This is a genomic window from Nocardiopsis sp. FIRDI 009 (assembly GCF_003386285.1).
GTDB lineage: Bacteria > Actinomycetota > Actinomycetes > Streptosporangiales > Streptosporangiaceae > Nocardiopsis.
This window is the reverse complement of the sequence record NZ_QPNC01000019.1, coordinates 348,290-363,167: the sequence shown is the minus strand read 5'-3', so window position 1 is coordinate 363,167 and position 14,878 is coordinate 348,290. Positions and strand designations below refer to the sequence as shown.

Below are 14,878 nucleotides of genomic sequence, written 5' to 3'. Positions count from 1 at the left end.
TTCATGCCGACCCTGTCCTCCCGTGCGCCCGACGCCCGCACGGCGCGTCTGACGCTGCCGCTGTACGCCTACGCCGCCACCGAGGAGTTCATCCTCCTCTACCCCCTGTACGCGCTGCTGTTCCATGAGCACGGCCTGTCGGTGGCCCAGATCAGCTCCCTGTTCTTCGTCTGGTCCGCGACCGGGCTCCTGGTGGCCGTGCCGTCCGGCGCCTGGGCCGACGTGGTCCCGCGACGCTACCTGCTGGCCGCCGCCCCGCTCCTGTCCGCCGTGGGTTTCACCCTGTGGCTGGTGGCGCCCTCCTACTGGGCCTTCGCCCTGGGCTTCGTCCTGTGGGGGGCGGGCGGCGCCCTGTCCTCCGGCGCCCTGGAGGCGCTGGTGCACACCGAGCTCGCCCTCCGGGGCGCGGGGGACCGCTACGCCGCGGTCATGGGCGTGCGGCGCACACTGGGGGTGGTGGCCGCGGGCGGCGCCGTGCTGCTGGCGATCCCCGTCATGTCCGCGGGCGGCTATCCGGCGGTCGGCGCGGCGAGCGTCGCCGCGTGCGTGCTGTGCTCCCTCGCCGGGCTGGCCCTGCCCGAACACCGTGCGGGCGCCGTGACGACCCCGGCCGACGGGAGGCGTACCCGCGACGACGGCGCGGACGACGCGGAGGCCGCCGAGGCGCCGTCCGTGTCCGCCTACACCGCCGCGTTGCGCGCCGGACTGGCCGAGGCCCGTGCCAGCCGCACCGTGCGTGCGGCGATCGTGCTCGTGGTCGTGGTCGGAACGTTCTGGGGTGTGTTGGACGAGTACCTGCCGTTGCTGGCGATCGAGTCCGGCACCCCGGTCGAGACGGTGCCGTTCGTCGTCCTGGTGGCCTGGACCGGCGCCAGCGTCGGCGGGCTGGCCGCCGGTCCCGCCGCACGCCTGCCCGCCCCCGCCCTGCCGTGGCTGCTGGGGGCGGCCGGGATCGCGATCGGGACGGGCGCGCTGCTGGGCGGCCCCGTCGGGTGGGTTCTGATCGGAGTGGGTTTCGGCACCTGCCAGGCCATGGACGTCCTCGTCGACGCACGGTTGCAGGACGGTATCACCGGCCCCAGCCGCGCCACGGTGACCTCCCTGGCCGGGCTGGGCACCGACGGCCTCACCCTCACCTCCTACGCCGTGTACGCGGGCGTGTTCGCCCTCCTCGGACACGCGCAGACCTTCGCCCTGTTCGCGGCCCCCTATCTGCTGGCCGCGGCGGTGTGGGCGCGCTCCGGTGCGCGACGGGACCGAGACAGTTCGTGTGCGAGCCAATAGCATCGAGGCCGTGGGATATCAGATGACGAATACCGCGAACAGCGACAGCCCGGGCACTGCCTCCGTGCGCGGGATCGACGTCAGCTACACCGACCGTGGAGCCGGCTACCCCCTTCTGATGATCCACGGCCACCCCTTCGACCGCACGATGTGGGACCCGCAGGTACGGGCCCTGGCCGGGCGCGGCTACCGGGTCATCGCCCCCGACCTGCGCGGGTACGGAAACAGCTCGGTCGTCCCTGGGACCACGACCCTGGAGACGTTCGCCCGCGACCTGGCGGCCCTGCTCAACCGCCTGGGACTGGACGTGGTGGGGATCGTCGGGCTGTCGATGGGGGCCCAGGTCGCGCTGGAGCTGTACCGGCTCTTCCCCGACGGGGTCGACACACTCACCCTGGCGGCCACCACCCCGCACGCCGAGACCGAGCAGGGCCGGCGGGAACGCCAGCGGACGGCCGAGCGCCTGTCGGCCGAGGGCATGGACGGGTACGCCGACGAGATGATCGTGGGCATGATGAGCCCGGCCAACGTGCGTGGGATGCCCGGGGTCGCCGCGCACGTGCGCGCCATGATGCGCGCGACCCCGCCGGAGGGGGCCGCGGCCGCCCTGCGGGGGCGGGCCCGGCGACCCGACCACGTGCCACTGCTCAAACGGGTGTCGTGTCCGACGCTCCTGGTGGCGGGCAGGGAGGACCCCTTCACCCCGCCCGAGATCGCCGAGGCCATGCACGTGCTCGTGCCGGACTCGGTGCTGGAGATCGTGGAGGGGGCCGCCCACCTACCCAACCTGGAACGACCGGACCGGTTCAACGAGGTCCTGCGCCGGTTCCTGGAGCACAGGCGCGCCCGCCGGAGCGGGTGAGCGGCGTCCGACCCGCTCCCGGGCCCCGGCGGGCCGCTCCCGCGGATGTCAGCCCTGGCCGGGCGCGACACCGGGGTCGCCCGAGCCGTCGCGGACCGATCCGCCGTCGGCGCCAGTCGGGGGCTCGTCGGGGCGATCGGGGTCGCCCAGCATCCCCCGTTCCGTCCCCGCCACGACCCTGGTGGCGGTCAGGTCACCGGTGACGTTGCACATCGTGCGGCCCATGTCCAGGATCGCGTCGATCCCGGCGACCCAGCCGACCGGGGCCAGGGGCAGCCCCACCGAACTCACCGCCAGTGACAGCATGACCAGTCCGGCCCCGGGGACCCCGGCCGTGCCGATCGAGGCCAGCACACCCACCAGCACGACCGTGAACAGTTGTCCGAGGGTGAGCTGGACCCCGGCGATGTCGGCGACGAAGACGGTGGCCGCGCCCACGTAGATCGCGGTGCCGTCCATGTTGATGGTGGCGCCCAGCGGGAGGCTGAACCCGTAGACGCCCTCGCGCACCCCCATCCTCCGGGCCGCCTGGGTGGTGACCGGGAGGGTTCCGCTGCTGGAGCGGGTGACGAAGGCGGTCAGCATCGGGTCCTTGGCCGCCGCGAGGAATCGTCCCAGCGGCGCCCGGAACAGCGCCAGGATGAGGACGTAGGCGATGATCTGGACGAGGATCGCCCCGTAGACGACGGCCGTGAGCCGCAGCAGGGGCACGATCACGTCGGTGCCGGTCTCGGCCAGCACGGCGGCGATCAGCGCGAACACGCCGACCGGTGCGTACTCCAGGACGCCGCGCACGACCTTGAAGACCAGCTCGACCGCGCCGTCCACGACGCGCTTGAGCAGAACCCCCGACTCCCGCACGCGGTCGTCCGCGCTGCCGAGCATGAAGGCCAGGGCCAGCCCCGCCACGACAGCGCCGAACATCACGGCCAGGACGTTGCCCTCGGCCAGGGCCTGGAACGGGTCGGCGGGGACGATGTCGAGCAGGACCTCGGTCACGGGTGTCGGTTCGGGCTCCTCCTGCCCCCGTTCGGGGACGTCGAGCCCGGCCCCGGGGGAGACCGCCAGAGCCAGCGCCACCCCGACCGTCATCGCCAGCGCCGACGTGACCAGGTAGAACGCTAGGACCTTGAGGCCGATACGGCCCAGGCGCTGGGGGGAGAGCGCGGCCACGCCCGCGATCAGGGTGGTGATGATCAGCGGGAGGATCAGCATCCTCAGCAGGCGCAGGAAGAGTTCGCCGAGGGGCTCCAGGACGGGCAGGGCCCAGTCCTGCCAGCCCAGCAGGTTGGTGGCCAGGCCGAAGGCCACGCCCCCGGCCAGGGCGACGGCCATCTTCCAGATGAGGGGGATGTCGAGGTAGCGGCGCCACGGTGAACGCGGCGCCGAGGGGGTGGTCGTGGACATCGTCGTCCTTATGCGGTGGGGGGAACGGGTGGTCGGTTCATACCGAAGCGTGACCCGGGACACACGTCACGATCGTGTCTCCGCGGTCACACCGCGCGACCGAACCGACCTGGTCCGTTCCGCGGGTGACGGAACCCGGGGCAACCGGGCCCGCCCCGTGTCATAGTGGGCCTTCCCACCCCCGATCTGAAAGGCCCCCGTGACCGCGGCCGACGACGAGGAACGGTCCCGAGTCCGCCCCGCCCCCGAACGTGAACGGCTGGGCGGCGACTACTGGCGGCTGTTGTGCGCCAGCGCCCTGGGCAACCTCGGCGACGGCGTCGCGCTGGTCGCCCTGCCCTGGTACGCCTCCACTCTGACCGACGACCCCCTGGTGGTGTCCGCGGTCGGTGCGGCCACCCGGCTGCCGTGGCTGCTCATGGCGCTGGTCGCGGGGGTCGTGGGGGACCGGGTGGACCGGCGGCGCCTGATGGCGCTCTCCGGCGGCGGCAAGGCGATGGTCCTGGCCACCCTGACCGTGCTGGTGGCGACGGACACGGCCGGGGTGGGGGCCGTGGTGGCGGCGGCGCTGCTGGTCGGGGTGTGCGAGGTGCTGTTCGACAACACGGCCCAGGCGCTGCTGCCGTCGGTCGTGCCGCGTGAGCGTCTGGAGCGCGCCAACGGCACCCTGTTCAGCGTCGGGGAGGTCGCGAGCCGGTTCGTGGGCGCCCCGGTGGCCGGGCTCCTGGTCGCGGTGTCCGTGGCGTGGGCGTTCGGTGCGCAGGCCGCGCTCGTGGCGTGCGCCGTGCTGGTGCTGCTCACCCTGCGCGGCGGTCCGCGCCGGTTCGGGGTCGCGGAGGGGGAGGAGCACCCCCCGATGCGCGTGATGCTGGTGGAGGGGGTGGTGTGGCTGTGGCGGCACCGGCTCCTGCGCACCCTGGCCCTGGTTCTGGCGCTGTCCAACCTGGCGGGGACGATGAACAGCGCGATCCTGGTGCTGTTCGCCCAAGACGTACTGGGCTTGGGGCCGCGCGGGTACGGGCTGCTGCTCACCGCCACGGCCGCCGGGATGATCGTCGGAGCCCAGTTCGTACCGTGGCTGATCCCGCGCGTGCCGCCCGGCGCCACGCTCGCCCTGGCCCTGGCCGTCCAGGGCGCGGCCTACACCGCCGTCGCGGTGTTTCCCGACGTGGCGCTGTTCGCGGTGCTGTGGGTCATGGTCGGGTTCACCGTCGTGTGGTGGAACGTGCTCACCCTGTCGCTGCGTCAGCGCGTCATCCCCGACCGGCTGCTCTCCCGTGTGCTGTCGGCCTACCGCACCCTGGGGTGGGGCGCCGCCCCGATCGGGATGGCGTTGGGCGGCGGCGTCGCGGCGGCCCTCGAAGGGATGGTGGGGCGCACGGCGGCGCTGTCAGCGCCCTTCCTGGTGTCGGGGGCGCTCAGCTTCGCGCTCGTGGTGGTGGCGGCCCGCCACCTGACCACCGCCGCCATCGAACGCGCCCTGGCCGGGGCCGGGGACTGACCCCCGAACGCGGGCCCACCGGCGGGGCGCCGTCCCCTCCGGACGGCGCCCCGCGTGCTCAGGCCCGCTCCACCGGCACCCAGAGCTCACCCTCGGCCCCGCTGCCGTCCGCGGCGTACTCCACCCGCAGGATCTCGGGTCCCGCGACCGTCCGGTAGGCCGGGTTCGACGGGAACCACTGCGCGTAGGCGTCGGCCCACAACCGCTGCACGGCCTCGGGCATCTCGTCGGCGGCGGCCTCGAACGGGAAGACCGCCCACGTCCTGGCCGACACCTCCAGCGTGTCCATGCCCTCGGGGGCGGGGGCGGTCGTGGCGACGGCCCGGTAGTAGTCCAGTTCGCTGCCCTCCCCGCGGTCGGGGTCGATGTCGTCGGTCACCGAGAGCAGCCCCTCGGGCTCCTGGTCGCTCATCCGCGCGAGCCGGGCGTGCTCCTTCGCGCCCAGTCCCCGGACGAACCCCTCGATGGCCGGGTTCGGCCCCTCGTGCACCAGCGGCACGCGCGCCCTGTGGCCCACCAGGCGGAACGCCTCCTTGTCCACGACGCGATAACGCATGTCCTCGCTCCCTTCGACGGTCAGGCGAAACATCAGTCGGGGTTGGGAGCGCAGGACCGCTCCAGCGCGCCGGGCCTGGCCCGGACTCACCCCGTGCAGGGCGCGGAAGGCCCGGGTGAACGCCTCCGCCGACCCGTAGCCGTGGCGTACCGCGACCTCCAGCAGGGTGCGCCGCCCGTCGAGCACCTCGGCCCCGGCCAGCGTCAGGCGGCGCCGCCGCACGTACTCCGACAACGGCATTCCGGCCAGCGCCGAGAACATCCGCCGGAAGTGGTGCTCGGTGGTGAGCGCCTCACGCGCCACCGCCGCCACGTCCACCTCGCCGCCGAGGTCGTCCTCGATCCGCTCCAGAGCCCGGTTCAGCCGTTCCAACACGGTCCCACCTCCCTTTTCCACCGCCAACGTTAGGAGTGGCGGCACCGTTCGGACCCGACAGTCCCGGGTCGGTTCCGGTCAGGTCCGTTCGGGCTCCACGGACCCGTCGCCGCGCCTCTTGGCTCGGGCAAGCCCAGGACATCGTTGGGCAAGAAGCGCGTCTGGTCCGACGTGCCGACCCCCGCGGGCGCGCACCATGGAAACCAGGATGGCCTGACGGCCGACCCTGAGAAGGAGGTGAGCGGGGCGGGGAACACACGCTCCGCGGACACATGGACCTTGGTTTTCTGCGTCCTCTGTACGAAAGCGACACTCCGGTGGCCTCGGTGCACCTGGACACCAGCCGCAGCACCAGGGACGCCGACAAGGAAATCGAGCTGCGCTGGCGCCACCTGCGCGAGGAGCTGGCCTCCCTGGGCACCGACGAGGCCACGCTCAACGCCCTGGAGGAGGCCGTCGGCGAGGGGGACTCGCGGGCGTTCGGTACGCACGGCCAGTCCCTGTTCGCCTCCGACGGTCAGCTCCTGGCCACGCACACGCTCACCGAACCCCCCAGGCAGGACCGCGCCACGTGGCTGCCGATCCCCGACGTGCTGCCCGTGGCCATCGACCGGGGCCGCCACCTGCCCTACGTCCTGGTGGCGCTGGACCGCGTCAACGCGCACGTGACCGCCTACCCCGCCACCCCGTCCCGCAGGCCCGCGGCGGACCGCGACCTGACCGGCAAGGATCTGCACGGCATCGACGTCATGAGCCGGGGAGGCCCCGGCAACCTGGGCGGCTACAACGGGCGCTTCCCCGGCAAGCAGGTCGCCCAGGACCTGTGGCGGGAGAACACCGCCAAGGTCGCCGAGCACGTCCGGGACGCGGTCGCGGAGGTCGACGCGGAGGTGATCTTCGTCGGCGGTGACCCCGAGGCGATCGCCTACCTGCGCGACAACCTGGCCGAGCGCAGGCTCGACACGCCGATCCTGCTGGTCGCGGGCGGGCGCGGCGGTCCCGACGCCGAGGAGCGCCTGCACGAGGCGGCCGCCGAGGCTCTGCGCGAGTTCGTCGAGCAGGGTCAGGAGCACGTGGCCGCGGAGTACTACCGCAAACTCGCCCACGACCAGGCCGTGGCGGGCACCGAGCCCACGCTGCCGATGCTGTCGGAGGCGCGGGTGCGCACCCTTCTGGTGGGGGCCGACCGCGACCGCGAACCGCAGCTGTGGGGTTCGCCGAGCGAACCGATCCTGGTGGGGGTGCACAGCAACGACATGGACGACCCCAACACCGCCTTCCGGGCCCCGGCCAGCGCGCTGATGCTGCGGTCGGCGGTGATGTCCGACTCCGGGTTCACCGAACTGCGCGAGAACGGCGAGCCCAGCACGGACATCGGCGCCATCCTGCGCTACGGGAGCCGCGGCTGACCGGGGCAGCGGCCTCGCGCCCGGGTGCGCCACCGGCGTCAGGAGTCGTCGGTGGCGCGCGGGTGGGCGCTCGCCGACCGGCTGGACGCGGACGACGTCGCCCGCACCGGACCGCCTCCTGCCGGACGGTTCCCCCGAGTCCGTCCTCCGACCGCCGCGACCCGACCCCGCCGAAACCATCCCGAGCGGGGCCGGACCACACAACGGGGAGGGATGTCACAGTGAACACGGAACAGAACGTGGACGTGGCGGTCATCGGAGGCGGCCCGGCGGGGTTGAGCGCGGCCGTCACACTGGCGCGGTCGCTGCGGTCGGTGGTCGTCGTGGACGACGGTGAACCGCGCAACGCCCCGGCCGAGGATGCGCACAACGTCCTGGGCCTGGACGGCGTCGTCCCGCGCGACCTGCTCGCCGCGGGCCGCGCGGAGGCCGAACGGTACGGGGCGAGGGTCCACGAGGACCGGGCCGTGGCCGCGCGCCGCCGGGGCGGGGTCTTCGAGGTGGACCTGGCCGTGGGCCCGACCGTGCGGGCGCGGCGGCTCCTGCTCGCGACGGGACTCGTCGACGAACTCCCCGCCGTCCCGGGGGTGCGGGAACTGTGGGGCCGAAGCGTCCTGCACTGCGCCTACTGCCACGGCTGGGAGGTGCGTGGACAGCGGATCGGCGTGCTGGGCACCGGTCCCACCAGCGTCCACCAGGCCCTGATGTTCCGGCAACTCAGCCAGGACGTCACCCTCTTCGTCCACACCATGCCCGACCCGGACGACGAGGCGTGGGAGCATTTGGCCGCGCTGGACATCAGGGTCGTGGACGGCGCGGTGCGGATGCTGCGCGTCGACCGCGGCGTGCTGCGGGCGGTCGTCCTCGCTGACGGGCACGAGTTCCCGGTGGACGCGGTGACCGTCACCCCCCGCTTCAGCGCCCGCTCGGACCTGTACGAACAGCTCGGCGGAACGCTCACCGAACATCCGACGGGGGCGTTCGTCGCCGCGGGGCCGATGGGACGGACCGGCCTCCCGGGGGTCTGGGCGGCGGGCAACACCAGCGACCTGGCGGCGATGGTCGCCGCCGCCGAGGGGGCCGGGGTCACGGCCGCCACCGACGTCAACGCCGACCTGGTCGCCGAGGACGCGGCCGGGGCCGCGAGCGCCCGCGCGGAACGGTACTCCCCGGCCTGAGCCGCGTGCCCGGTCGGGTCACCCGACTCCGGGGGGAGATCCGGGTCAGCGGACGCCCGGGCGGACCGTCTCGCCCAGGGTCAGCGGCAGGTCCTCGGGCAGATCCGCCAGCGCGGCCACCCCGTGCAGGTGGTGCACCCCCGCCTCCAGGCCGTCCGTCAGTGTGACGGCCCAGGCGGCCAGGGCGGCGGTGGCCCGAGACTGACCGTGCCCGCGCGCCCAGCGCACGCGCTCCCCGGCGCGCGCGAGGACCGTCCAGGTCTCCGAGCCGGGCAGGTGGAATCCGGTGGGCAGGCGGCGGGCGCCGGGCAGCCGGGTGAGAGCGGCCAGGGCGACGGTCAGGGGCGCGGAGTCCACGCCGAAGTGGGTGCGCACCGGTCGGCCGAGGTCGCGGGTGAGGACGTGCTGGTCGCTGAAGTCGGCCCGGTACAGACGCCGCCGACCCTGGCCGGGCAGGGTGAACACCGACGGGCGCGTGTAGTTGCGCACCGGTGTGCGGGTGGCCGGGTCGGGGAAGGAACGGCCCAGCAGGCCGAACGCCCACGCCGCGCCCGCCGCCCCGTGTTCCTCACCGGCGCCCAGGACGACGGCCAGGTCGATCGGAGCGCCGCCCGGAGCGCGGGTGTGCAGGTCGGCGGCGAGCAGGTTGGTCAGGCCGGGCGCGAGTCCGACGTTGAGCAGGACCGGTGCGCGTGGGGACAGCCGTTCCACGGCCGCCACGTAGGTGTGGGTGGCGGTGGCGTCGACGAAGGCCGCACCCCGCTGGGCGGCGATGGCGACCAGGGCCGGGTCCTCGGCTCCGGAGGTGTTGACCACCACGTCCGCGTCCTCCACCGCCTCCCGGAACCCGCCCGTCTCCGGGGAGCCGGCGTCCACGACGCGGTCAGCGCGCCGGGGGTCGCGGCCCGCGCTCCAACAGGTGTGACCCCACGCGCGCAGCCGTTCAATGACCAGGGATCCCACAGCTCCGTAGCCACCCAGTACCAGAACCCGCATGTCCGCCCCTTCCGTCCCGGTGTCGCTCCTCGGCGACGCCGAAAGTTTCTGTAGTTATGATCTAATAAGATAAGTGGAGCGCCACTACAGTCAACTCGTAGGATGGTGGCCATGAGCACACACGGCACCGACGGGCGCCTCGCCCGGACCCGCGCGACCCGCGCCCGCGTCGCCGAGGCCGCGACCCGGCTGTTCACCACGAGGGGTTACGCGGCCACCAGCATCCAGAGTGTGGCCAAGGAGGCGGGGGTGGCCGCCCAGACCGTCTACAACGCCTTCGGCACCAAGGCGGCGGTCCTGAAGGAGGCCCTGGACCAGGCCGTGGCCGGGGACGCCGAACCCGTGGCCACCCTGGACCGCCCCTGGGCGCGCGAGGCGCTGTCCGCACCCGACGCCGCCGAGCAGATCCGGCTCCAGGTGGCCGGGGCCACCGCGGTCATGGAACGGGTGGCCCCGCTGGCCGAGGTCCTGCGCGGCGCGGCCGACTCCGACGACGACCTTCGCGCACTGTGGCGGACCAACGTCGGCCAGCGCAGGGCGGTGCAGCGCGCCTTCGCCGAACGCCTCGCCGAACGCGGGGCGCTGCGCCCGGGGCTGACCGCGCAGGAGGCCGCCGACACCGCCTTGGCACTGCTCAGCCCCGAGGTGTTCACGCTGCACACTGTCCAGTGCGGCTGGAGCGTCGACCGTTGGCGCGCGTGGGCCACCGAGGCCCTCCTGCGGCAGGTGACCGACCTGGCGCCCGCCCCCGGCGCGTCGGCGCGGTGAGGGGCCGGGCCCTCCTCAGGCCCCGGCCATGCCGAGCCGGGCCAGCAGGTCGGCCTCGGTGATGATGTCGATGCGCTGACCGCGCTCGCGGTAGGTCTCGGCCCGCGCCTGCTTGGCGGTCTTGCCGGTCCCGGCGTGGTCGCCCACCACCAGCACGTCGGTCTTCCGGGTGACGTTCTTGGCGGGGTGGCCACCCGCCTCGGCGATGCGTCGCCACGCCTCGGGCTTGTCCATGGCCGACAGGTCGCCGGACACGCACACGGTGCGCCCGTACAGGGGGCCGGAGGGGTCGGCGTCGGCCGCGGCCTCGGGCAGGGTAGTCTCGGCGGCCCGCCGCCACCGGTCGAACCGGTCCTGGACGGGCGCGGAGGCGGCGGGGGCGGTGACGGGTGGGGGCGGGTCCGTCACGGCGTCCAGCCGCCCCAGACGCAGCCCCGCGGCGCGGGACAACTCGCCCAGGGACGTGGTGCCGTGCTCGGCCATCGCCGCGATCATGACGCGGGCGGCGGCCTCGGCGTCGGCGTCGGCGCGGTGGTGGCGGGTGACCGGATGGCCGATGTGCGCGCACACGGTGGGCAGGCGGTGGTCGGCCAGGGTGCGCCAGGTGCGCCGGGACAGCGCGAGCGTGCAGGCGTAGTCGATCGCGGGGTGCCCCAGACCGGTGTGGGCGCACGCGCGCCGCACCACCCCCATGTCGAAGGGGGCGTTGTGCGCGACCAGGGCGCCGCCGTCGGCGAAGTCGAGGATGCGCCGCCAGACGGCCTCCCAGGCCGGGGCGTCGGCGACGTCGGTCGCGGTGATGCCGTGGACGGCGACGTTGTGGTGGGAGAAGTGGCCGACGGGGTCGGGCGGGCGGATCAGGGTGGAGTGGCGCTCCACCGGCTCGCCGTCGACCACCCGCACGAGCCCGACCGCGCAGACGCTGCCCCGGTCCTGGTTGGCGGTCTCGAAGTCGATCGCGGTCCAGGTGTCGGCCACCGGGCACCTCCCGCACGTCACTCACCGTCCGAACGTTTGGAGGGTACCGGTCCGACCGCTCCGGTGGGTCCGGAATCGGAGCGGTCGCGCTCCGCCCCGGTGTGATCCACCCCCGTGGTGGAGTTTGGTTTCCCTGTGATAAAAAGTTAGGCGTGCCGAACTTTAGAGATGATTCCCCCTCAAGATCGTGGTCGATCGTGCTCGCCGCGGCCACGACCGGCCTCGCCCTGACCGCCTGCTCCGCCGGTTCGCCCTCCTCCGGCGACACCGACCAGGACGGGCGCCCCCTCGTCCTGACCACGTTCACCGTCATCGCCGACATGGCGCGCAACGTGGCCGCCGACCGGGTCGAGGTCGTCTCCATCACCCGCCCCGGCGTCGACATCCACGTCTACGAACCCACCCCCGACGACCTGGCCCGCGGTCAGGACGCCGACCTCATCCTGGAGAACGGCATGGGTCTGGAGGCCTGGTTCCAGCAGTTCACCGACCGCATCGACGCCCCCACCGCGACCATCAGCGAGGGCATCGAACCCATCCCCATCGCCTCGGGCGACTACGAGGGCGAACCCAACCCGCACGCCTGGATGTCCCCCGACAACGCCCAGATCTACGTCGACAACATCCGCGACGCCCTCGTCGAACTCGACCCCGAGGGCGAGGCGGACTACGACGCCGCGGCCGAGTCCTACAAGGCCGAGATCGCCGAGGTCGGCGCCTTCCTGGAGAGCGAACTGGCCGAGGTCCCCGAGTCCAGCCGCGCCCTGGTCACCTGCGAGGGAGCCTTCCCCTACCTGGCACGCGACGCCGGACTGACCGAGATGTACCTGTGGTCGGTCAACTCCGAGGGCGAGGCCACCCCCCAGCAGACCGCCGCCGTGACCGAGTTCGTCCGCTCCAACGACGTCCCCACCCTGTTCTGCGAGAGCACCGTCAACGACAGCACCCAGCGCTCGGTCGCCCGCGAGACCGGCGCCGAGATGGGCCGCGTCCTGTACGTCGACTCCCTGTCGGAGGAGGGCGGCCCCGTCCCCACCTACCTGGACCTGATCCGCTACGACGCCGAGGCCATCGTCGAGGGCCTCACCGAGAGCGCCGGGTGAGGAGAGCCATGATCCCCGCCATCGAGGTCACCGGGGCGACCGTCCGCTACGGCGACGTCCTCGCCCTGGAGGACGTCAGCCTCACCGTGCGACCCGGGCGGGTCTGCGGCCTGCTCGGCACCAACGGTTCGGGCAAGTCCACCCTGTTCAAGACCATCCTGGGCCTGGTTCCCACCGACCGGGGCCAGGTCCGGATCCTGGGCCGCGCCAGCTCGGCCGCGCGCAGGGAGGGACTGGTCGGCTACGTCCCCCAGTCCGAACAGGTCGACTGGGCCTTCCCCGTGCGCGTGCGCGACGTCGTCATGATGGGCCGCTACGGGCACATGGGTGCGCGCCGCCGCCCCCGCGCCACCGACCGGCAGGCCGTCGACCACGCCCTGGACCGCGTCGACCTGACCGACCTGGCCGACCGCCAGATCGGCGCCCTCTCCGGCGGCCAGCGCAAACGCGCCTTCGTCGCCCGCGCCATCGCCCAGGGCGCCGACGTCCTGCTGCTCGACGAACCCTTCGCCGGGGTGGACAAGCGCTCCGAGGGCACCATCGTCGAACTGCTGGGCTCCCTGCGCCAGGAGGGGACCACCCTGCTCGTGTCCACCCACGACCTGGCCCAGGTACCCGAACTGTGCGACGAGGCCGCCCTGCTGCAACGCCGCCTGCTCGCCCACGGAACACCGGACGAGGTCCTGCGCCCGGAGGTCCTCATGGAGGCCTTCGGGGTCCGCCCCACGGAGGGAGTCGCCGCGTGGACGCCCTGATCCAGTGGTTCACCGAACCCATGCAGTTCGAGTTCGTCCAGCGCGCCCTGCTGGTCAGCGTCGTGGCCGGGGTGGCGTGCGCCGTGCTCTCGTGCTGGATGACCCTGGTGGGCTGGTCGCTCATGGGCGACGCGGTCTCCCACGCCGTCCTGCCCGGCGTGGTCCTGTCCTACCTGTTCGGGGCGCCCTTCGCCGTGGGCGCCCTGGTGTTCGGGGGCGGATCGGTGGCCCTGATCGGTGTGGTCAACCGCACCTCGCGGGTGAAGGAGGACGCGGTCATCGGGGTCGTGTTCACCGCGATGTTCGCCCTGGGGCTGGTGCTCGTCTCCCGGGTGCCGAGCCAGACCGACCTGAGCCACATCCTGTTCGGCAACGTCCTGGGGGTCTCCGACGCCGACATCTGGCAGGTCGTGGTCCTGGCCGCGGTCGTGCTGGCCGTGGTCTGGTACAAGCACCGGGACCTGACCCTGTACGCGTTCGACCCGGTCCACGCGCACGCGCTCGGCATCAACCCGCGCCTGCTGGAGACACTGCTGCTGGGGCTGTTGTCGGTCACCGTCGTGGTCGCCCTCCAGGCGGTGGGGATCATCCTGGTGGTGGCGATGGTCATCATCCCGGGCGCCACCGCCTACCTGCTCACCGACCGGTTCGAGCGCATGCTGCTGATCTCGGCGTCGGTGGCCGTGGCTGCGGCCTTCGTCGGCGTGTACGCCAGCTTCCACGTCAACGTGTCCACGGGCGGGTCGATCGTGCTGGCACAGGCATGCGCCTTCGGCCTGGCCTACCTGTTCTCGCCCCGCCAGGGCGTGCTCTGGCGCGGACGGGGGGCTCGGGCGCTGCGGGCGCGCGCCCGGACCCGGGCGTGAGGCGTGTCCCCCGCGCGGGGGGACGCGCGGGGGACACCTCAGTCGTTCGACCGGAACGGGTGACGCGGATCGGGCGGTGCGAGAATGCACCCCATGAGTGCGGCGATGGGAACCGGACCGGTCGAACGGGCCGACCACGGCGGGGTGACGGGCGGGGTCGTGGTCACGGGCGCGACCGGCGGAATCGGCTCGGCCGTGGTCGGCACCCTGGCCGCACGCGGACGCCCGGTGTTCGCGCTGGGGCGTGACCCCGAACGCCTGGCGGCCCTGGCCGGAGAGCACCCGGGTGTGGTGCCCGTCCCGGTCGACCTGCGGGAACCGGAGTCGCTGGCGGAGGCGGCGGCCGGGGTCGGGGCGCCGGACGCCCTGGTGCACTGCGCGGGGATCACCCCCGTGGCCACCGTGGCCGCCTCCCCGGTCGCGCTGTGGCACGAGACGCTGACCGTGAACCTGGTATCGGCGGCGGAGCTCACCCGCCTGCTCCTGCCCGCCCTGCGTGCCCGCGCCGGACACGTGGTGTTCGTCAACGCCGCCCCGGGGGTGCGCGGCGTCCCCTCCTGGTCCGCCTACACCGCGAGCAAGGCCGGTCTGGCGGAACTGGCCGACGCCCTGCGGGCCGAGGAGGCCGAACACGGGGTGCGGGTGACCAGCGTCCACCCGGCGGGCACCGCCACCGACCTGCTGCGCCGCACCAGGGCCGCGTTCGGTCACGGCTACGACCCCGCTGCCTGCATCCGCCCCGAGACGGTGGCGTCGACGATCGCCGACGTGCTGGACCTGCCACGCGACGCCCAGGTCGGGGAGATCACCCTGCGCCCGGGGCCGCGCGGTTCCCGGTAG

General features: G+C 73.6%; 14 protein-coding genes. 10 read left to right on the top strand and 4 right to left on the bottom strand.

The window, feature by feature from the left end; genetic code table 11:
* Nucleotides 1-3: 3 nt before the first annotated feature.
* Both DVR05_RS17780 and DVR05_RS17775 read left to right on the top strand, forming a co-directional pair.
* Nucleotides 4-1,284 carry an MFS transporter gene (locus DVR05_RS17780; RefSeq protein ID WP_116247004.1) on the top strand — a complete coding sequence of 427 codons (1,281 nt, stop codon included), beginning with the start codon at nucleotides 4-6 and terminating at the stop codon, nucleotides 1,282-1,284.
* A gap of 22 nt (nucleotides 1,285-1,306) precedes the next feature.
* Entirely contained in the window at nucleotides 1,307-2,146 is an 840-nt protein-coding gene (locus DVR05_RS17775; protein ID WP_198659226.1) for an alpha/beta fold hydrolase, read from the top strand.
* A gap of 48 nt (nucleotides 2,147-2,194) precedes the next feature.
* Here the strand turns inward: DVR05_RS17775 and DVR05_RS17770 are convergent, their stop codons facing one another.
* Nucleotides 2,195-3,553: a dicarboxylate/amino acid:cation symporter gene (locus DVR05_RS17770; protein WP_116247002.1), complete on the bottom strand. Its 1,359-nt coding sequence runs from the start codon at nucleotides 3,551-3,553 to the stop codon at nucleotides 2,195-2,197.
* A gap of 199 nt (nucleotides 3,554-3,752) precedes the next feature.
* Here DVR05_RS17770 and DVR05_RS17765 point away from each other — a divergent pair, with 199 nt between their 5' ends.
* Nucleotides 3,753-5,054: an MFS transporter gene (locus DVR05_RS17765; protein ID WP_116247001.1), complete on the top strand. Its 1,302-nt coding sequence runs from the start codon at nucleotides 3,753-3,755 to the stop codon at nucleotides 5,052-5,054.
* Nucleotides 5,055-5,112: 58 nt separating this feature from the next.
* Here DVR05_RS17765 and DVR05_RS17760 read toward each other — a convergent pair whose 3' ends face one another.
* Nucleotides 5,113-5,985, bottom strand: coding sequence for an AraC family transcriptional regulator (locus tag DVR05_RS17760; protein WP_116247000.1), 873 nt, complete (start codon nucleotides 5,983-5,985; stop codon nucleotides 5,113-5,115).
* 272 nt (nucleotides 5,986-6,257) lie between these two features.
* Here DVR05_RS17760 and DVR05_RS17755 point away from each other — a divergent pair, with 272 nt between their 5' ends.
* Together DVR05_RS17755 and DVR05_RS17750 are read left to right on the top strand one after the other, a co-directional pair.
* Entirely contained in the window at nucleotides 6,258-7,394 is a 1,137-nt protein-coding gene (locus DVR05_RS17755; RefSeq protein ID WP_116246999.1) for a hypothetical protein, read from the top strand.
* A 221-nt stretch (nucleotides 7,395-7,615) separates the two neighbouring features.
* The gene (locus DVR05_RS17750) at nucleotides 7,616-8,572 is read left to right on the top strand and encodes an NAD(P)/FAD-dependent oxidoreductase (RefSeq protein ID WP_116246998.1); all 957 of its coding nucleotides are present in this window, start codon (nucleotides 7,616-7,618) and stop codon (nucleotides 8,570-8,572) included.
* 45 nt (nucleotides 8,573-8,617) lie between these two features.
* Here DVR05_RS17750 and DVR05_RS17745 read toward each other — a convergent pair whose 3' ends face one another.
* Nucleotides 8,618-9,568 carry a saccharopine dehydrogenase gene (locus DVR05_RS17745; RefSeq protein WP_116246997.1) on the bottom strand — a complete coding sequence of 317 codons (951 nt, stop codon included), beginning with the start codon at nucleotides 9,566-9,568 and terminating at the stop codon, nucleotides 8,618-8,620.
* 111 nt (nucleotides 9,569-9,679) lie between these two features.
* On the opposite strand from DVR05_RS17745, the gene DVR05_RS17740 reads away from it, so the two are divergent.
* Nucleotides 9,680-10,336 (top strand): TetR/AcrR family transcriptional regulator, encoded by a 657-nt coding sequence (locus DVR05_RS17740; RefSeq protein WP_232832197.1) that lies wholly within the window; start codon nucleotides 9,680-9,682, stop codon nucleotides 10,334-10,336.
* Between the two features lie 15 nt (nucleotides 10,337-10,351).
* Here the strand turns inward: DVR05_RS17740 and DVR05_RS17735 are convergent, their stop codons facing one another.
* Complete coding sequence (locus DVR05_RS17735; RefSeq protein ID WP_116246995.1) at nucleotides 10,352-11,314, bottom strand: exonuclease domain-containing protein; 963 nt, start codon at nucleotides 11,312-11,314, stop codon at nucleotides 10,352-10,354.
* A gap of 152 nt (nucleotides 11,315-11,466) precedes the next feature.
* Here DVR05_RS17735 and DVR05_RS17730 point away from each other — a divergent pair, with 152 nt between their 5' ends.
* The 4 genes from DVR05_RS17730 (at nucleotide 11,467) to DVR05_RS17715 (ending at nucleotide 14,878) form a co-directional block, all read left to right on the top strand.
* A complete protein-coding gene (locus DVR05_RS17730) occupies nucleotides 11,467-12,417 on the top strand; it encodes a metal ABC transporter substrate-binding protein (RefSeq protein WP_116246994.1) in 951 nt (316 codons plus the stop codon).
* An 8-nt stretch (nucleotides 12,418-12,425) separates the two neighbouring features.
* A complete protein-coding gene (locus DVR05_RS17725; protein WP_116246993.1) occupies nucleotides 12,426-13,172 on the top strand; it encodes a metal ABC transporter ATP-binding protein in 747 nt (248 codons plus the stop codon).
* Between the two features lie 20 nt (nucleotides 13,173-13,192).
* Nucleotides 13,193-14,038, top strand: a complete 846-nt coding sequence (locus tag DVR05_RS17720) for a metal ABC transporter permease (RefSeq protein WP_369974552.1) — start codon at nucleotides 13,193-13,195, stop codon at nucleotides 14,036-14,038.
* A 93-nt stretch (nucleotides 14,039-14,131) separates the two neighbouring features.
* Nucleotides 14,132-14,878, top strand: coding sequence for an SDR family oxidoreductase (locus tag DVR05_RS17715; protein ID WP_232832196.1), 747 nt, complete (start codon nucleotides 14,132-14,134; stop codon nucleotides 14,876-14,878).

Coding starts and splice junctions, on each gene's coding strand:
- DVR05_RS17780 (WP_116247004.1), top strand. CDS start 4: ATGCCGACCCTGTCCTCCCGTGCGCCCGACGCCCGCACGGCGCGTCTG.
- DVR05_RS17775 (WP_198659226.1), top strand. CDS start 1,307: ATGACGAATACCGCGAACAGCGACAGCCCGGGCACTGCCTCCGTGCGC.
- DVR05_RS17770 (WP_116247002.1), bottom strand. CDS start 3,553: ATGTCCACGACCACCCCCTCGGCGCCGCGTTCACCGTGGCGCCGCTAC.
- DVR05_RS17755 (WP_116246999.1), top strand. CDS start 6,258: ATGGACCTTGGTTTTCTGCGTCCTCTGTACGAAAGCGACACTCCGGTG.
- DVR05_RS17745 (WP_116246997.1), bottom strand. CDS start 9,568: ATGCGGGTTCTGGTACTGGGTGGCTACGGAGCTGTGGGATCCCTGGTC.
- DVR05_RS17740 (WP_232832197.1), top strand. CDS start 9,680: ATGAGCACACACGGCACCGACGGGCGCCTCGCCCGGACCCGCGCGACC.
- DVR05_RS17725 (WP_116246993.1), top strand. CDS start 12,426: ATGATCCCCGCCATCGAGGTCACCGGGGCGACCGTCCGCTACGGCGAC.
- DVR05_RS17720 (WP_369974552.1), top strand. CDS start 13,193: ATGCAGTTCGAGTTCGTCCAGCGCGCCCTGCTGGTCAGCGTCGTGGCC.
- DVR05_RS17715 (WP_232832196.1), top strand. CDS start 14,132: ATGAGTGCGGCGATGGGAACCGGACCGGTCGAACGGGCCGACCACGGC.